The 15,917-nt window shown below is 62.7% G+C and carries 17 protein-coding genes and 1 pseudogene; 6 read left to right on the top strand and 12 right to left on the bottom strand.

Annotated elements, in window-relative coordinates; all coding sequences use genetic code 11:
• Positions 1-10: 10 nt before the first annotated feature.
• Genes M1B35_RS17840 through M1B35_RS17830 form a run of 3 tightly spaced genes read left to right on the top strand, consistent with a single transcriptional unit; the run spans position 11 to position 1,750 of the window.
• Positions 11-382 (top strand): YcfL family putative periplasmic lipoprotein, encoded by a 372-nt coding sequence (locus tag M1B35_RS17840; RefSeq protein WP_268262661.1) that lies wholly within the window; start codon positions 11-13, stop codon positions 380-382.
• Positions 383-415: 33 nt separating this feature from the next.
• Positions 416-1,003, top strand: coding sequence for a penicillin-binding protein activator LpoB (gene lpoB / locus M1B35_RS17835; RefSeq protein WP_123327766.1), 588 nt, complete (start codon positions 416-418; stop codon positions 1,001-1,003).
• 3 nt (positions 1,004-1,006) lie between these two features.
• Positions 1,007-1,750 carry a penicillin-binding protein activator LpoB gene (locus M1B35_RS17830; RefSeq protein ID WP_123327767.1) on the top strand — a complete coding sequence of 248 codons (744 nt, stop codon included), beginning with the start codon at positions 1,007-1,009 and terminating at the stop codon, positions 1,748-1,750.
• A 58-nt stretch (positions 1,751-1,808) separates the two neighbouring features.
• On the opposite strand, the gene M1B35_RS17825 is transcribed toward M1B35_RS17830, so the two are convergent.
• The 3 genes from M1B35_RS17825 to M1B35_RS17815 form a co-directional block, all read right to left on the bottom strand.
• Positions 1,809-2,441 (bottom strand): LysE family transporter, encoded by a 633-nt coding sequence (locus M1B35_RS17825; RefSeq protein WP_123327768.1) that lies wholly within the window; start codon positions 2,439-2,441, stop codon positions 1,809-1,811.
• Between the two features lie 96 nt (positions 2,442-2,537).
• Entirely contained in the window at positions 2,538-3,119 is a 582-nt protein-coding gene (locus M1B35_RS17820) for a mechanosensitive ion channel family protein (protein ID WP_123327769.1), read from the bottom strand.
• Positions 3,119-5,029, bottom strand: coding sequence for an ATP-binding cassette domain-containing protein (locus M1B35_RS17815; protein ID WP_123327770.1), 1,911 nt, complete (start codon positions 5,027-5,029; stop codon positions 3,119-3,121). Before M1B35_RS17815 ends, M1B35_RS17820 begins: the two co-directional genes overlap by 1 nt.
• 50 nt (positions 5,030-5,079) lie before the next feature.
• On the opposite strand from M1B35_RS17815, the gene M1B35_RS17810 reads away from it, so the two are divergent.
• Complete coding sequence (locus M1B35_RS17810; protein ID WP_268262660.1) at positions 5,080-5,544, top strand: TIGR02444 family protein; 465 nt, start codon at positions 5,080-5,082, stop codon at positions 5,542-5,544.
• Here the strand turns inward: M1B35_RS17810 and M1B35_RS32310 are convergent.
• Both M1B35_RS32310 and M1B35_RS32305 read right to left on the bottom strand, forming a co-directional pair.
• Positions 5,541-6,083, bottom strand: a pseudogene (locus M1B35_RS32310) (hypothetical protein); the annotation flags it as partial. The gene M1B35_RS17810 and the pseudogene M1B35_RS32310 sit on opposite strands and share 4 nt — an antisense overlap.
• A complete protein-coding gene (locus M1B35_RS32305; RefSeq protein ID WP_425273423.1) occupies positions 6,077-6,616 on the bottom strand; it encodes an AlgP family protein in 540 nt (179 codons plus the stop codon). The gene M1B35_RS32305 and the pseudogene M1B35_RS32310, both read right to left, overlap by 7 nt.
• 193 nt (positions 6,617-6,809) lie before the next feature.
• On the opposite strand from M1B35_RS32305, the gene M1B35_RS17800 reads away from it, so the two are divergent.
• Entirely contained in the window at positions 6,810-7,475 is a 666-nt protein-coding gene (locus tag M1B35_RS17800; RefSeq protein WP_268262659.1) for an FKBP-type peptidyl-prolyl cis-trans isomerase, read from the top strand.
• Positions 7,476-7,535: 60 nt separating this feature from the next.
• Here M1B35_RS17800 and rsd read toward each other — a convergent pair whose 3' ends face one another.
• The 7 genes from rsd to M1B35_RS17765 form a co-directional block, all read right to left on the bottom strand.
• Complete coding sequence (gene rsd / locus M1B35_RS17795; RefSeq protein ID WP_123327774.1) at positions 7,536-7,994, bottom strand: sigma D regulator; 459 nt, start codon at positions 7,992-7,994, stop codon at positions 7,536-7,538.
• A gap of 208 nt (positions 7,995-8,202) precedes the next feature.
• Positions 8,203-8,724 (bottom strand): disulfide bond formation protein B, encoded by a 522-nt coding sequence (locus M1B35_RS17790; protein WP_123327775.1) that lies wholly within the window; start codon positions 8,722-8,724, stop codon positions 8,203-8,205.
• Positions 8,725-8,869: 145 nt separating this feature from the next.
• On the bottom strand, positions 8,870-10,108 hold the full coding sequence (locus M1B35_RS17785; protein ID WP_268262658.1) for a heme biosynthesis protein HemY: 1,239 nt from the start codon (positions 10,106-10,108) through the stop codon (positions 8,870-8,872).
• On the bottom strand, positions 10,105-11,244 hold the full coding sequence (locus M1B35_RS17780) for a uroporphyrinogen-III C-methyltransferase (RefSeq protein ID WP_123327777.1): 1,140 nt from the start codon (positions 11,242-11,244) through the stop codon (positions 10,105-10,107). The genes M1B35_RS17785 and M1B35_RS17780 overlap by 4 nt, the downstream gene beginning before the upstream one ends.
• 16 nt (positions 11,245-11,260) lie before the next feature.
• The gene (locus M1B35_RS17775) at positions 11,261-12,028 is read right to left on the bottom strand and encodes a uroporphyrinogen-III synthase (protein WP_268262657.1); all 768 of its coding nucleotides are present in this window, start codon (positions 12,026-12,028) and stop codon (positions 11,261-11,263) included.
• The gene (gene hemC, locus M1B35_RS17770; protein ID WP_268262656.1) at positions 12,025-12,966 is read right to left on the bottom strand and encodes a hydroxymethylbilane synthase; all 942 of its coding nucleotides are present in this window, start codon (positions 12,964-12,966) and stop codon (positions 12,025-12,027) included. Before hemC ends, M1B35_RS17775 begins: the two co-directional genes overlap by 4 nt.
• Positions 12,967-13,093: 127 nt before the next feature.
• Positions 13,094-13,840 (bottom strand): LytR/AlgR family response regulator transcription factor, encoded by a 747-nt coding sequence (locus M1B35_RS17765; protein WP_123327780.1) that lies wholly within the window; start codon positions 13,838-13,840, stop codon positions 13,094-13,096.
• 627 nt (positions 13,841-14,467) lie between these two features.
• Here M1B35_RS17765 and argH point away from each other — a divergent pair.
• Complete coding sequence (gene argH, locus M1B35_RS17760; RefSeq protein ID WP_123327781.1) at positions 14,468-15,862, top strand: argininosuccinate lyase; 1,395 nt, start codon at positions 14,468-14,470, stop codon at positions 15,860-15,862.
• Positions 15,863-15,917 lie beyond the last annotated feature (55 nt).

Here is a 15,917-nt window from a genome sequence, read left to right as displayed (position 1 = left end):
GGAGTCGCTCATGCGCTTTAACCTTATCGCCATCGCCGCACTGGCCCTCCTGGCCGGCTGCGCCACCCCTCCACCTCCGGCACCCGGCAGCGCCGCGAGCAAGGTCGTGGTGATGAACAAATTCAACAACATCGCCGTCGGTGCGATGCGGGTTGCCCGTGAAAACGGCTTCCTGACAGTCAAGGTGGCGCTGAACAACACCAGCCACACCAACATGACCATGTACTACCGCTTTGTCTGGCTGGGCGACGACGGTTTCCCGGTGGCCGACGAAGAAAGCTGGAAAGTCTTCAACCTGTACGCCGCCCAGGCCACCTTCCTGCCGGCCATTGCCCCGGTTCCGCAGGCGACCGATTTCCGCATGGAAGTCAAAACCCAATAAGCCGTTTTTGAATTCGATTAAGAGAGCACCGTCATGTTTGCACGCTTTTCCTGCATCGCCGTAGTCGCCCTTCTGGCCAGCGGCTGCGCCAACAACTCGCCTGTACTGGGCGGCAAGAACATCGGCTACGGCGACAGCAAGGCCGTGGAACTGGTGACCAACGAGTTCGGCTCCACCGACCTGCAGATGATCGCTGAGTCCATGACTCGCTCCCTGGCCCAGTCCGGCATCCTGCAAGGTCGCCCGGTGGTTCAGGTCTACGACGTGAAGAACAAGACCAGCGAGTACATCGATACCCGCGAGATCACCACCTCGATCAAGACCCAGTTGATGAAGTCCGGCACCGCCCGCTTCGCCAGCGACAACAACGCCATGCAGAGCCAGGTCGACCAGCTCAAGCTGCAAAACCAGAGCGGCCTGTACAAGAAAGGCACGGTGGCCAAGACCGGCAACATGATCGCCGCCAAATACCGTCTTGAAGGCTCGATCAGCTCCATCGTCAAGCGCAGCAGCGACTACAAGGACGTCTTCTACAAGTTCAGCCTGCAATTGATCGACGTTGAAAGCGGTCTGGCCGAGTGGATGGACGAGAAAGAGATCCGCAAGACCACGGAGCGTTAAACAATGCGTGCATGGATTGGCATCCTGGCCCTGGCCTGTGCGTTCAGCGCCCAGGCGGCCCCGAAAGTTGCAGTCATGGACCTGGCCTACCAGGAACGTGTGCAGGAATACATCCACGTGGTCTCGGCGCAGAGCAATTACCGCGAGGGTTATTACAGCGCCAGCGGCTCGTCGAGCTACAACGAGATGGAGTCCAGCAGCAGCTACATCGAAGAAGGCGAACTGCGTAAGTTCACCGGCGACATCAAGGGCGAGATCCTGCGCTCCGGCATGTTCCAGCTGGTGCAAGGTTCGCCGCACACCGATGCGTCCAAGACCAACGTCTATGACGTGATCAAGCGCATCAAGGCCGGCAACTTCAAGGGCGCCGACTACGTGCTGTTCGGCACCTTGTCGGACATCGACTTCACCCAGGACATCAACGAGCTGGCCAACACCAACAGCTACTCGGCGGTGCTGGGGCTGACCCTGGTGGCGGATTTCAGCCTGATCAACACCAAGACCTTCGAGATCACCTCGGCCTTTACCGCCATGGGCGAAGGCCAGGACACCAAGCTGGTGAACAGCCGCGACATTCGTGTTTCGCTGAATCGCCCGCGTGTGGTCCGTGAAGTCTCGAAGACCCTCGGTGAAGACGTTGCTCGGCAAATCGCCGAGCAGCTGGGTCGCGGTGGCTATGAGCAGCCAGGCCGTGCACCGGTTCGCAATAACCTGCCGCCGGACAGCGCGCCAGTGATCCTGCGCTAAAGCGTCTGTAAACGAAAAAAGGCGACCCCAAGGGTCGCCTTTTTTTGTGCCTGCGGTTTTAGATCGCGGCTTTGCGGATGGTCGCCAGCAACCCCGCGGCGCCGATGAACAACCCGGCAAAGGTGCGGTTCATGCGCCGTTGCTGGGTCGGCGTACGCAGCAGGCGCAGCACCTTGGACGCCAGCCCGGTGTAGCCGGCCATGACGATCAGATCGACCACGATCATGGTCACGCCGAGGATCAGGTACTGCTGCACCAGCGGCGCGTGCGGGTCGATGAACTGCGGCAGCACCGCGAGCATGAACACCAGGGCCTTGGGGTTGCTGACATTCACCAGGAAGCCGCGAAACACCAGGGCCAGGGGCTTGCCGATCGGGCGAATGGCGGCGTCGTCACTGAGGTCGCTGGGCAAGGCGCGCCATTGCTTGATCGCCAGGTACACCAGGTAGGCCACGCCGAACCATTTGATGGCATAGAAGGCCGTGGCGGAGGTCGCGAGAATGGCGCCCACGCCCGCAGCGACAATGGCGATCTGCAGCGCCAGGCCCAGCTGCAGTCCCAGGGCGTTCCAGTAACCGCGCCAGAAACCGTATTGCAGCCCGCAGGACATCGACGCGATAGCGCCTGCGCCCGGGGAAAGGCTGATCACCCAGCAGGCGGCAAAAAACGCCAGCCATGTCTCAAAAACCATCGCACACCTCGACTCAAAATCGGTTCAGGTGCCTAAGCTAATGCGCCGGCTGGCGGATGACTATCGTTTTTTTTCGGCGCCGACAAAGGCCCAGGGCTACTTGCCGCCGGAGCCCAGGGGCAAGGCGTCGGCACCGCGCCAACGGCGTACCGAACGCTGGAAGAACAGGCTGTTGGGCACTTGCACCATGGCGCTGCCGGTGCCGGCCTCTTCGACTTCGATCAGGGTGGTGTAGAGCAGGTTGATCGCCACCACCCGGCCTTTGACGCCGGGCTTGTCCACCGTGTCCACCAGCTCCACCAGATCGCCCAGGCGGAATGGCCCGACGGTGAAGATCAAAATCGCGCAGAGCAGGTTGGAGAGCACACTCCACATGGCGAAGAAGGCCACCGCGGCCACGGCGACAAAGCCGGACAAGGCGGTCCACAGCACCGTGGCAGAAACGCCCAGGCGCTCCAGGACAAAGATCAGCGCGCTGCCCATGATCAGCCAGCGCAGGCCGCCACGCAGGGGCATCAGCAATTGCGGCGGGAAAGGGTAACGCTCGCCGAGGCGAGTCAGGCAACGGGCAACGAAACGCTGGGCCAGGTAGCCCGCCAACAGGATCAGCAGAATCTGCACGCCAATCCACAGCGGCTCGATCCATTGCGCCGGCAACGACAACTGCAACGCCTCCATCAGGACAAGGCCTCCAACTCCGCCTGCAGGCTTTCCAGCAGCTCCAGGGCTTCCATCCAGGACTCTTCCAACTGCCCTTCACGGACCTTGAGCTTGGCCTGTTCAGCCAGCAGGTCACGCAATTCGTCCTTGCGCGCCGCCTCGTAGATGCCGCTGTCGCCCAGGCTGGCTTCGATCTTGGCCAGGCGCTCATGGACCTTGCCCAGTTCGGCTTCCAGCTTGTCGGCTTCACGCTTGTGCGGCGCCAACTGCTGACGCAGGGCCGCAGCGGCCTGGCGCTGGGCCTTTTTGTCGGTCTTGTCCGGGTTGACCGGGGTGTTGCTGACCGGCGCATTGCGCTGGCGATAATCCACCAGCCAACGGGTGTAGTCGTCCAGGTCGCCGTCGAACTCCTCGACCTTGCCGTCCGCCACCAGGTAGAAATTGTCGGTGGTGCTTTTGAGCAGGTGGCGATCGTGGGACACCACCAGCACCGCGCCACTGAACTCTTGCAGGGCCATGGTCAAGGCCAGGCGCATCTCCAGGTCCAAGTGGTTGGTGGGTTCGTCGAGCAGCAACAGGTTGGGCCGCTCCCAGGCGATCAGCGCCAAGGCCAGGCGGGCTTTTTCGCCGCCGGAGAAATTCAGCACCGGCTCATCGATGCGCGCACCACGGAAATCAAAGCCGCCGAGGAAGTCGCGCAGAGGCTGCTCACGCTCGGTGGGGGCCAGGCGTTGCAGGTGCAGCAACGGGCTGGCCTTGGAGTCCAGGGAGTCCAACTGATGCTGGGCGAAGTAGCCGACCACGGTGTTCTCGCCACGGGTCAGGCGGCCCGACAGCGGCTGTAGCTCACCGGCCAGGTTCTTGATCAGGGTCGATTTACCGGCACCGTTGGGGCCCAGCAAACCGATCCGCGCGCCGGGGGTCAGTTGCAGCTTGACCTTCTCCAGCACCGCCCGCTCGCCATAACCCAGGCGCGCGTCGGAGAGATCGATCAAGGGGCTGGAGATCTTCATCGACTCGCGGAAGGTGAAGTCGAACGGCGAATCGACATGGGCCGCCGACAGCTCTTCCATGCGTTCCAGGGCCTTGATCCGGCTCTGGGCCTGACGGGCCTTGGTGGCCTGGGCCTTGAAGCGAGCGATGTAGCTTTCCATGTGCGCCCGTTGCGCCTGCTGCTTCTCGTAGGCCTGCTGTTGCTGGGCCAGACGCTCGGCACGGGCGCGTTCGAAGGCGCTGTAGCCGCCGCGATAAAGCGTGATCTTGCGCTGATCGACGTGGGCCACGTGATCCACCACGGCGTCCAGGAAGTCGCGGTCGTGGGAGATCAGCAGCAAGGTGCCCGGGTAGCTCTTGAGCCACTCTTCGAGCCAGATAATGGCGTCGAGGTCCAAGTGGTTGGTGGGCTCGTCGAGCAGCAACAGGTCCGACGGGCACATCAGCGCCTGGGCCAGGTTCAGGCGCATCCGCCAGCCCCCGGAGAAGTCGCCGACCTGACGGTCCATCTGCTCGTTGGTGAACCCCAGGCCCGCCAGCAATTTGCGCGCCCGGGCGTCGGCGGTGTAACCGTCGGCACTGTCCAGTTCGGCATGCAGGCGCGCCTGGGCAGCACCGTCGTGGGACGCTTCGGCCGCCGCCAGCTCACGCTGCACCTGACGCAGGCGCAGGTCGCCATCGAGCACATAGTCCACGGCCAGGCGTTCGAGGGTATCGACCTCCTGGCGCATGTGGGCAATGCGCCAGTCGGCGGGCAGGAAGCAGTCCCCGGAATCCGGGTGCAGCTCACCGCGCAACAAGGCGAAAAGGCTGGATTTGCCGGCGCCATTAGCACCGATCAAGCCGGCTTTATGGCCGGCGTGCAGGGTCAGCTCGGCGTCTTCTAGCAGACGTTGCGGGCCACGCTGTAAAGTCAGGTTCTGAAGTCGAATCATAATGGCGGCGGAGTCTACCAGCTTCGCTCGCAACTGGCGCGAGTAGGAATATGTCCTCTGACCTGTGGAGCTTTACCCTCAAGACCTACGCCCTTTCCGGCGTCGAAGCGGCGTGCCTGCAATTGCAGGGGGCCGGTGCCAATGTCTGTCTGCTGCTGTGCGCCGCTTGGCTCGGAGAGCGTGGCGTGGCCTGCACTGCGCAACGGCTTGAGTTGCTACGCGAGCAGGCCGAGCCCTGGCACCGGGACGTGGTGCAACCGTTACGCCAGTTACGCAATCAATGGCGCCCGGCGTCCGGCCAGGATCCGGAACTGCGGATCTTGCGCGAACAGGTCAAAGCCCTGGAACTGGAAGCGGAACGGCAATTGTTAATGCGTTTGCAAGATGTGGCCGAGAACTGGCCAGAGGGGCAGGCGGACGATTTGTCGGCCTGGCTGGAAGGAGTGGCGGCCGAAGCCGCCAACTTCAACCGCGACGCGCTGCAGGTGCTGCGTGTCGCGGTGACCAGCGCTTAGGAAGCGCTGCCTGGGGTGCTGCTGGCAGCGGCCGACGCAGGAGCCGCCGGAGTGGCTGCCGGTGCTGGCGAAGCAGCTGGAGCAGGTGCGGCAGGTGTCGCTGGCTTGGCGGCCGCAGGAGCGGTGGCCGGTTTAGCGGCAGCAGGTTTGGCGGCTGGTTTTTTCGCCACTGGCTTGGCGGCCGGTTTAGCAGCGGGCTTGGCAGCAGCCGCGGCTGGCTTGGCTGCAGTGGCTGGTTTGGCAGCGACAGCCGGTTTAGCGGCTGGTTTCGCAGCAGGTTTAGCGGCGGCTTTCACCGGGGTTTTAGGCGCCGCTGGCTTGCTGGCCGCAGCCTTGGCAACAGCGGGTTTAGCGGCCGGCTTGGCCACTGCCGGTTTGGCCGCTGCGGTTTTGGCGGCTGGCTTGGTCGCTGGTTTTGCCGCGGCTTTCACCGGGGCCTTGGCAGCCGGTTTGGCGGTAGGTTTAGCCGCCGCGGTTTTGGCCGCAACCGGTTTGGCAGCAGGCTTGGCGGCTGCGGTTTTGGCCGCAGGTTTCACCGCCGGCTTGGCAGCACTGGCCGCTGGCTTGGCGGGTGCTTGGCAGCAGGTTTAGCGGTCGATTTGGCAGGAGCTGCTTTGGCTGCTGCCGGTTTGGCGGCAGGCTTCTTCGCCGCAGCCGCTGCTGGCTTGGCATCACGGGTGGTCAAGACTTTGGCCACCGCTTCTTTCACGCGACCAACACCCTGGGCCAGTTTCAGGCTTTCCTGGGCATCGCGCTTGAGTTGCAGAATGTAGGTGCGGGTTTCCGATTGACGCTCTTTCAGAGCATCCAGCAGGTCTTCAAGTTCTTTCACTGCACCCTTGGCTTTGCCTTGCGCCTTGGCTTTGCCGGCCGCTGCGGCGTCCTGCAATTTGGTGCGCGACTTGTGCAGTTTTTCCTGCGCTTTACCCCGTTGTTTTTCCAACTTGGCGAGCAGTTTTTCAGCATCAGCCAAGGCCTCGGAACAGGCGTTTTCCAAATGCTCGAGCAGGCTGCCCGACAACTGTTGGAGTAAATGCAACGGAGTACTTACAGGCTTCTTATTGGCCGACATGGTTTACCTCCTGGCTGACGTGAGTTGCGGCTCATACTAGACCTCTGCTGCTACCGCCGCTAGGGCATGTTGACAGTATCGAAAGCCCCGCGTTGCAGCCGATTGAAAATGTTCTGCACGCGACTCGAAGTTGCTCACCAGCGTGACCATCGCCACTGGCATAATCCCCACCATCTCAGGCCGGAGAGTGCCCATGTCGCGCTACCTTTTTTTATCCTTGATCTGGCTTGTGCCAGTGGCTCACGCCGCCACCGAGCTGGCCCCGAATGATGCTCACGACCTGGCTTACAGCCTTGGCGCCAGCCTCGGTGAACGCCTGCGCGAAGAAGTCCCCGAGCTGCAGCTCCAGGCCTTGATCGAAGGTTTGAAAGCGGCCTATCAAGGCCAGCCCCTGGCACTCAAGGATGAGCGTATCGAACAGATCCTCGCCCAACACGATGCCCAGGTCAGCGAGCAATCGGCCAAGCCACAAACAGAAGTGGCCCTGGAAAACGAGCAGCGTTTTCTCAGCGCCGAGAAAGCCAAGCCCGGTGTGCGCGAACTGGCAGACGGCATCCTGCTCACCGAACTCACCCCCGGCAGCGGCGCCAAGGCCGGCGCGGACGGTTCGGTGCAAGTACGTTATGTGGGTCGCCTGCCTGACGGCACGCTGTTCGATCAGAACCAGCAACCGCAGTGGTTTCGCCTGGACAGCGTGATCGCCGGCTGGCGCAGCGCGTTGCAGCAGATGCCTACGGGTGCCAAGTGGCGGCTGGTGATCCCGTCGGCCCAGGCGTATGGCGCGGACGGTGCCGGCGACCTGATCCCGCCCTACACGCCTCTGGTGTTTGAGGTCGAATTACTGGGCACAAAAAGCTGAGGCCCGACAACGAAAAACGGCGCGCCATGCGCACCGTTTCGGTCAACCTCACGCCTCCCTTCAAGCTTGGGCAGCCGCTTCTTCCTTGTGAGCGTTGTGCAGGACTTCGATCAGGCAATCTTCCAGTTCGAAGCGCTCATGCAACAGGCCACCGAGCTCCTGGAATTTCTGCGCCACGCATTTGCCTTCATCACACAGATCGTTGAACGCCAGCAGCTTTTCAGTGATCACATCGATGCGCGGATAAAGAGTCTCCGCCAGTTCCAGGCCGCGTTTGTCGCCAAAGGCCTTGGCTTCGCTGGTCAGCTGCTCGTAGATTTCGAAATGCCCCGCCGACACGTAGTCCACCAAAATGGCGCAGAACTCCTGCAACGGGGCTTTGCTCTCGGCCAGTGCCTCAGGTTTGGCACCGAGGGCGTCATAGGCCCGAACCAGTTCGTGACGCTCCTGGAGCCAGCGATCGATCAGCAGGTGCACCCCACCCCAGCGTTCCTGAGCATTCTGACAACTTTCGAGCATGGCGATCTCTCTTCCCTTATGGGTCATGCCGTCTACACCCGCTGCGGGGCTTGAAGACTCAAGCAGCAGCCAGGCAGAACAGCATCGAGCAACATAATTCCAATGACGCGTGCGGGCCAGATTATGCCCGCACGACAATGGCTTCAAGGTACGCAGGAGATAAAGTTCATACAAGCGTTTAATCCGCCTGCCCTGCGCAAATACTGACTCAAGACAAGACCGGCACCTGCCAGAGGGCCTGCAACCGGCGCCATAGCTGGTAGCCGCTGACCATCAGCACAGCGACAAAAACCAGCAGGCTCCATTCCGGCAGGCTCATGTCCAGCAACGTCCAGCTGACCTCAGCACAGTCGGACGTGCCCTTGAACGCCAACTGCAGTGTCTGCCACCAGGAAAAATGACGCAGCATGAACGGCAGGTCCGGCACACAGGCCAGCAATTGCTCGGAGGGGATGTTCTGCAACAGCACATGACGCCCGGCCGTGACCACGCCCAGCAAGCCCCAGAACAGATTCAGCCCCCAGTACAGCAAGCGCCCCAGGCGGCGCGGCCCGTGTGCGGCGGCAATCAGGTTGGACACGCCGAGCACCACCAGAAGACCGCGCTGCGCACTCCAAAGTGGGCAAGAGTCGAGGCCGCCGCCGGATTGCAGGTAAAACGCCGCCCATGAGGCCAAGGCCCCCAGCAGAAACATCAGGGAGAACAGCACGCGCGAGCCGGCCAACGACATGACAGATCCGTAACGGAAGAAACAGGCAGTCACGGTAGAGAAAGCGCAGGCCCCTTTCAAGAAGCGCTATGCCGCAAAGCGGCCACCACGAAAACCAGAGCGAAAAACCGGCTGCCCTGCTCAGGCAGCCGGACTGGGTGCCAGGTCAGGCCCTGGCGGGCACGGGCAGCGGCGACGCCAGCAAACGCTCGTCCAGCAACCCCAGACCTTCCTGGAACAGCTGGTTGCTGCGCTCGGTGTCGCCCAACTGCGCCAGCAAGCGTGCCAGCTCGGCACAGGCTTCCGGATTGCGCTGCACCCGCAAGCTGCTGTCCAGATAATCCCGGGCCTTGCCCCACAGGCTGCTTTGCAGGCAGAGACGGCCCAGAGTCAGCAACAGGCTCGGGTCATCGGGATGGTCCTTCAGCCATTGCTCGGCGGTTTGCAGCTGGCGCGCCGGGTCACTGCCACGCACCAGGCCATACAGACGGGCCAGATGGCTTTCGTACCGGCGCTTCATCGCCGTGCGCAGCACTTCCTCGGCCTCGGCTTCCGCTCCCAACTGACGCAGTTGCTCGGCGTAGGCCAAGATCAATGGCGGCTCTTGGCGCTGGGCCGAGGTCAATTGTTGCCAGGCGCGATTAAGGGACTGCAAACCGGCAGTGGCATCTTCTTCACGACGCGCGGCGAGGGTCAGGTTTTCACCCCAGGCCCGGCGCTCCAGTTCCAGCAACTCGCTGGCGGGCAATGCCTTGTCCTTGCGCAACTCAGGCAACAGGCGAATCACCGCCGACCAGTCGCCACGCTGCTGATGCAGCCGCTGCAACTGGCGCAGCACCTGAACGCTGTGGGGGTGACGCTCATGCATGGCCTGCAGGGTAACCAGTGCACCGTCGGTATCACCACGGTCGGTCTGCATTTGCGCGTGACTCAAGGCCACCGCCAATTCAGCTTGCGGCTGGCGCTCCAGGGCGCGCTCCAGCAGACGGTCGCACTCTTCGTAGTGCCCCTGCTCGTTGGCCGCCCGGGCAGCGCCCAGGTAATACAGCAGCGGCTGACGCTCGGCTTCGGCGGCCCGATGCAGATGCCGCTGCGCACTGGCCCAGCGTCCTTCGGCCAGGTCCATCTGCCCCTGCTCGATGGCGATCTGCACCCGACGGCTGCGGTTGCGCCGCGACCAGGGGTTGACCACCCCACCGGAAACCAACACCAGCTCGATCAGCAGCTTGATGCCCCAGATCAGCAGCCAGATCAGTGCAACCAAGGCCAGGGTGGCCCACAGGCTCGATTCATAACGGAAGTTGCTGTACGCGATCAGCACGTAACCGGGATGCTCGGCAATCGCCAGACCCAGCAAGCCGATCGCAGCGATCAGCAACAGCACAATCACATACACGCGCTTCATGGGCTGGTCTCCTGCGCGGTGCTCGCAGCAGGCTTGGCCAGAGGTTTCACCGAGTCTTCAGCGTTCAGGTTGCGCCGCTCAAGGTACGCCTGGACCGCGCTCAGGGTCTTGGCCAGGTCCGGCGTGACCACGGTCACCGGCTGCTGGCTCAACTCGGCCAGGCGCTCCACCATGACCTTGGTCTGCGGGTCGTCCTGATTGAAGTTGGTTTTCAGTACATCCCGAGCCTCTGTCAGCGCCTGCCCGTATACCGGAGCCTGGCCATTCAAGGCGGCCCACTGCGCTTGCTCCAGGGCCAGGCTCAAGGCCAGGCGCACCTGGGTCAGGCTTTGCCCGGCCAATAGCGGCCGAATGTTTTTGTCAGCGTTGAAGTCAATGCGGAAATACCGCGAAAGCTCCGCCCAGGCTCGTGACCAGAGGCTGGCGCCGTCACCATCGGCGGTCAGGCCCGGCAGGGAATCGCCACGGTCCTTAAACTCGGGGGCCAGGGCATTGAGGTCGAGCACCTGATCGCGCAAGGCGCCCAGTTGCAGGAACAGCCCGGTACGGTCCGGCTGCTGGGTGCTGCGCAAGGCGGCCAGGCTCTTGAGCACTTGCTCGCGAGCGGCAAAGGCGCCCGGGTCATTCTGCTCACGAAGAATATCGTCCGCGCCCTGGACCAACGCCTGGGCGCTGGTGATGTCTTGCAGGGCAGACAAACGCAGGCTGGCCAGGCGCAGCAAGTGCTCGGCCTCGGCCAGGCGCCAATCCTTGCGGCTGGCACCGAGGACGCTTTCCAGGCGCTGGTTGAGACGCTGCTGATCGCCCTGCAACTGGGCCACCAGGCGGCGCCGGTCTTCCAGCTCATCCGCTGGCGGCAGTTGCTCAAGCCGCGCACTGAAACGCTGCTCGCTGAGTTTGGAGCTCTGGGCCTGATCGTTCAGCGCCTGTAACTGCTCCGACTGCTGCAGGTTGTGGGCTTGCAGGCTACGCACCTGCCAAATGCCCCAACCGCCGGCAGCGACACCTGCGGCACCCAGCAGTAGGGCTAGAATCGCCACCCCATTGCCACGGCGCTGCACAACAGGGGGAACGGGTTCGGTCGGTGTCTCAAGCACCGGCTGCACTTGATCTTTGGGCAAGGCTGTTTCGCTCACGTATCCATCCTTTGCGTTAGAGAACGGGCACGGGTTGCTCCCGTAACGCCGTTAGCAAGGCCGCGGCGCTGGCGCCACGGCAATCCACAACTTTTTCAGCTCCAGCGGCGCGTGCCATCTCGGCAACCCGCGGGCTTGGAACAAACAACGGCATCTTCGCCAACTGCGGCCAGGCCGCACCGGCCAACTGCCGTAAATGGCTGAAGCCCTGTCCACTGCTGACCACCAGGCCGTTCAAGCGTTCCACAGTAATGCGCTGCGCCAGCAAGCCTTCGGCATACACAGGCACCCCACGACGGTAGAGCTCCAGATAATCGACACTAGCACCTTGGCTGCGCATGCGCTCAGCCAGCAACCCGCGCCCGCCTTCGCCACGCACGATCAATACCCGAGGGTCAGGCCGTTCGATAGCCTCGCGCAATTGGGGAAGTTCAAGCAAGGCCTCACTGTCATCCCCCTGCTCGGGAAAGAACACGTCCAGGCCGTGGTCAGCGAGAATCGCACCCGTGGCCGCGCCCACGCTGAACCAGGGTTGGCGCGGTGGCTGCGGCCAATGCTCACCCAGCAGCGCCAGCATCAGGCGTGCAGCGGGCTTACTGACCACGATCACCGCGCAGTAACGATCCAGCTCCAGCACGGTTGAACGCTGGGCAGGCGAGAGGGGTAACGCCTCGATATCCAATAATGGCAAGCTGCTGCTGGCGACCTGGGCGTCAGCCAGGACCGCGGCCAAGGCAACGCATTCGTCCTCAGGCCGGGTCAACAGCAAACGCCAGCCCGTCACTCTTCGCTGGCCTCGCCATAGACCGCCCGCAGGATGTCGTCAGCGCCCTGGGCCAGCAGGTTTTCAGCCACCTGAACTCCCAACTCCGTCGCTGCGCCACGGGGGCCGCGGGCTTCGGCGCTGAGCAGCAGGCCACCGCTGGGCTCGCCCACCAGGCCGCGCAGCCAGAGCTCGTCGCCCTCCAGCACTGCGTAGCAGGCGATCGGCACTTGGCAGCCACCGTTCAAATGTTTGTTGAGGGCACGCTCGGCGGTCACCCGGGAAGCGGTGTCCGCGTGGTGCAGCGGTGCCAGCAAGGCATGAATCTCCGTGTCGGCGGTGCGGCACTCGATCCCCACTGCGCCCTGGCCACCGGCGGGCAAGCTGTCATCGACGCTGATGGAGGAACGGATGCGCGCCTCGAAGCCCAGACGGATAAGACCGGCGGCAGCGAGGATGATCGCGTCGTACTCGCCGGCATCGAGCTTGGCCAAGCGAGTGTTGACGTTGCCTCGCAGGAAGCGGATTTTCAGGTCCGGGCGACGGGTCAGCAGTTGGGCCTGGCGGCGCAGGCTCGAGGTGCCGACCACGCTGCCCTGGGGCAGGTCGTCGAGGCTGGCATAGGTATTGGAGACGAAAGCATCACGCGGGTCTTCCCGCTCGCAAATGCAAAACAGGCCCAGGCCTTCAGGGAAATCCATGGGCACGTCTTTCATGGAGTGCACAGCGATGTCGGCTTCGTTCTCGAGCAGCGCGGTTTCCAGCTCTTTGACGAACAGGCCCTTGCCACCGATTTTCGACAAGGGCGAATCAAGCAATTTATCGCCGCGACTGACCATGGGCACCAAGGTCACCACGAGGCCGGGATGGGCCTCTTGCAGGCGGGCCTTGACGTATTCGGCCTGCCACAAGGCCAGAGCACTTTTGCGGGTAGCGATGCGGATTTCGCGAGAGGACATGGATCAATCCGTACTGAATAGATACGGCAGATAATAACAGCTCAGCCAAATCCGCTTTGACTTGTATCAGCCGCGCCCTGTCCGCACAGGCGCGGGGAGCCACCCGGTGGCTCGTCGAAGCCCCGCCCTAAAGCTGTTGCATCATTTTGCGTACGCCGGCCACATGGCGCCGACTGACAATCAACGCGTCGCCATTGAGCCCTTTGAGGTACAGCTGGAAATGCCCAAGAGGGGTGCGCTGTAAGCGTTCGATACGCTCGCGGGCCACCAGGGCATTGCGATGGATGCGCACGAAACGCTCGCCAAACTCATCTTCCAGGGCTTTGAGCGGCTCATCCAGCAGGACTTCCCCGCCTTCATGGCGCAAGGTCACGTACTTATGATCGGCAATGAAATAGACCACCTGATCCAGGGGAATCAACTCGATCCCTTTGCGGGTTCTGGCGCTGATATGGCTGCGCGGGCCGTTGCCACTCTCGGCTGCCGGCCGAGTCAGCGCCGCCAGTTGCACCCGGTTGGGTTTTTCGGCGGTTTTCAAGGCTTCGAGCAACGACTCGGGGCGCACCGGTTTGAGCAGATGACCGACTTCGCTGGCGCTGAATGCGTCAACGGGAAACTCGTCGGGGCTGACGCAGAACACCAGCGCCGGCGGCGACTCGCGTTCACATAATTTGGCGGCGACCTGCAGTCCATCCAGGCCAGGCATGCGGATATCGAGCAAGACGATATCCGGTTTCAGGCTGTCGATCAGGGCCAATGCCTCATCGCCATTGGTGGCGCTGGGCTCCAGGACACTGTATCCCTCAAGCTCACTGACCATGCGGCTCAGGCGCTCGCGGGCTAGGGGTTCGTCATCAACGATCAGGACATTCATATTGCGCTGGATTCCTGCGTGAGTCTCGCACAAGGATAGCGTAGACAGGTGAAGTGACGTCCGTCACGGCGATCCACGCTAAGACTAGTGCGAAGGCCAAAAAGTGCCGCAGGTCGGGCAGCAAAATTTGCCCGTGCCTGCCCGAAACCGCTCAAGGCCGATGGATGCGCGACGGCGTCGCAGGGAATGCGGTTCATCAACACAAAGCCCCCTCTTCTTTGTAGTCGGCATCCACCCTGGCCGCGCCACCCTCTTTGCATGGGGTGGCTGTCTGGACGAAAGCGGTCTTGAAATTCGATTGCCAGGCCCGCTGCGAAATCGTTACAGCGTGCGCAATCGCACGGGCCCTACAGTCCAACTGTAGACGGTTGCCAAGACGATATTGCTCAATCGATAAATATCCTTTACTCGATATCGCCGTTGCGCCTGAGGCCCCACCCCAACCCTGCCAACCGTCCAGGGTCACCGAGCCAGTCTCCGCGCCTCAAGCAGCGGCGACAAGCGTCCGGAAGCACCTCGATATAAATAAAATGCCCCCGACCAGTGCCAGCGACAGCCCGGGCAACCCTGTTATTATCCGCGGCAACTTTTCACGCCATCTTTCTTCAGCACATCACGAGCGAATTCATGAGCACTGACAAGACCAATCAGTCCTGGGGCGGCCGCTTCAGTGAACCCGTCGACGCCTTCGTCGCCCGCTTCACCGCCTCTGTCACTTTCGACCAGCGCCTGTATCGCCACGACATCATGGGCTCCATCGCCCACGCCACGATGCTGGCCAAGGTCGGCGTGCTGACCGATGCCGAGCGCGACAGCATCATCGACGGCCTGAGCACCATCCAGGGTGAAATCGAGGCCGGCAATTTCGACTGGCGCGTCGACCTTGAAGACGTGCACATGAACATCGAAGCGCGCCTGACCGACCGAATCGGTATCACCGGCAAGAAGCTGCACACCGGCCGCAGCCGTAACGACCAGGTGGCAACCGATATCCGCTTGTGGCTGCGGGACGAGATCGACCTGATCCTCGGGGAAATCACCCGCTTGCAAAAAGGCCTGCTGGAGCAAGCCGAGCGCGAAGCCGAGACCATCATGCCGGGCTTCACCCACCTGCAGACGGCACAGCCAGTGACCTTCGGGCACCACATGCTGGCCTGGTTCGAAATGCTCAGCCGCGACTACGAGCGCCTGGTGGATTGCCGCAAGCGCACCAACCGCATGCCCCTGGGCAGCGCCGCACTGGCCGGCACCACCTACCCGATCGATCGTGAATACACCGCGCAACTGCTGGGCTTCGACGCCGTGGGCGGCAACTCCCTGGACAACGTCTCCGATCGCGACTTCGCCATCGAATTCTGCTCGGCCGCCAGCATCGCGATGATGCACCTGTCGCGCTTCTCCGAAGAGCTGGTGCTATGGACCAGCGCGCAGTTCCAATTCATCGATCTGCCGGACCGCTTCTGCACCGGCAGCTCGATCATGCCGCAAAAGAAAAACCCCGATGTGCCCGAGCTGGTGCGCGGCAAGAGCGGCCGTGTATTCGGCGCGCTGATGGGCCTGCTGACCCTGATGAAAGGCCAACCCCTGGCCTACAACAAGGACAACCAGGAAGACAAGGAACCGCTGTTCGATGCCGCCGACACCCTGCGCGACTCGCTGCGTGCCTTCGCCGACATGATCCCGGCCATCAAGCCCAAGCACGCGATCATGCGTGAAGCGGCGCTGCGCGGTTTCTCCACCGCCACCGACCTGGCCGACTACCTGGTGCGCCGCGGCCTGCCATTCCGTGACTGCCACGAAATCGTTGGCCACGCAGTGAAATACGGCGTGGAAAAGGGCAAGGACCTGGCGGAAATGAGCCTGGAAGAACTGCGCACCTTCAGCGACCAGATCGAACAGGACGTGTTTGCCGTGCTGACCCTGGAAGGCTCGGTGAACGCCCGTGACCATATCGGCGGCACCGCGCCGGCACAGGTCAAGGCTGCCGTGGTACGTGGCCAGGCGCTGCTGGCCAGCCGCTGATCCCATTGCCAGCAAGCCCGCTCCAACCGGAAGCGGGCTTGCGCATGGCAGGTAG

It is taken from the genome of Pseudomonas morbosilactucae (assembly GCF_023241665.1).
GTDB lineage: Bacteria > Pseudomonadota > Gammaproteobacteria > Pseudomonadales > Pseudomonadaceae > Aquipseudomonas > Aquipseudomonas morbosilactucae.
Note: the sequence above shows the minus strand (reverse complement) of the source record. Positions and strands in the feature narration are given on the sequence as shown.

What these genes read in the sequence shown, in the direction of transcription:
- lpoB (WP_123327766.1), top strand. Translation starts at nt 416, where the DNA reads ATGTTTGCACGCTTTTCCTGCATCGCCGTAGTCGCCCTTCTGGCCAGC.
- M1B35_RS17765 (WP_123327780.1), bottom strand. Translation starts at nt 13,840, where the DNA reads ATGAATGTCCTGATCGTTGATGACGAACCCCTAGCCCGCGAGCGCCTG.
- M1B35_RS17810 (WP_268262660.1), top strand. Translation starts at nt 5,080, where the DNA reads ATGTCCTCTGACCTGTGGAGCTTTACCCTCAAGACCTACGCCCTTTCC.
- argH (WP_123327781.1), top strand. Translation starts at nt 14,468, where the DNA reads ATGAGCACTGACAAGACCAATCAGTCCTGGGGCGGCCGCTTCAGTGAA.
- M1B35_RS17800 (WP_268262659.1), top strand. Translation starts at nt 6,810, where the DNA reads ATGTCGCGCTACCTTTTTTTATCCTTGATCTGGCTTGTGCCAGTGGCT.
- M1B35_RS17820 (WP_123327769.1), bottom strand. Translation starts at nt 3,119, where the DNA reads ATGGAGGCGTTGCAGTTGTCGTTGCCGGCGCAATGGATCGAGCCGCTG.
- M1B35_RS17825 (WP_123327768.1), bottom strand. Translation starts at nt 2,441, where the DNA reads ATGGTTTTTGAGACATGGCTGGCGTTTTTTGCCGCCTGCTGGGTGATC.
- rsd (WP_123327774.1), bottom strand. Translation starts at nt 7,994, where the DNA reads ATGCTCGAAAGTTGTCAGAATGCTCAGGAACGCTGGGGTGGGGTGCAC.
- M1B35_RS17830 (WP_123327767.1), top strand. Translation starts at nt 1,007, where the DNA reads ATGCGTGCATGGATTGGCATCCTGGCCCTGGCCTGTGCGTTCAGCGCC.
- M1B35_RS17785 (WP_268262658.1), bottom strand. Translation starts at nt 10,108, where the DNA reads ATGAAGCGCGTGTATGTGATTGTGCTGTTGCTGATCGCTGCGATCGGC.
- hemC (WP_268262656.1), bottom strand. Translation starts at nt 12,966, where the DNA reads ATGTCCTCTCGCGAAATCCGCATCGCTACCCGCAAAAGTGCTCTGGCC.
- M1B35_RS17790 (WP_123327775.1), bottom strand. Translation starts at nt 8,724, where the DNA reads ATGTCGTTGGCCGGCTCGCGCGTGCTGTTCTCCCTGATGTTTCTGCTG.
- M1B35_RS32305 (WP_425273423.1), bottom strand. Translation starts at nt 6,616, where the DNA reads ATGTCGGCCAATAAGAAGCCTGTAAGTACTCCGTTGCATTTACTCCAA.
- M1B35_RS17840 (WP_268262661.1), top strand. Translation starts at nt 11, where the DNA reads ATGCGCTTTAACCTTATCGCCATCGCCGCACTGGCCCTCCTGGCCGGC.
- M1B35_RS17815 (WP_123327770.1), bottom strand. Translation starts at nt 5,029, where the DNA reads ATGATTCGACTTCAGAACCTGACTTTACAGCGTGGCCCGCAACGTCTG.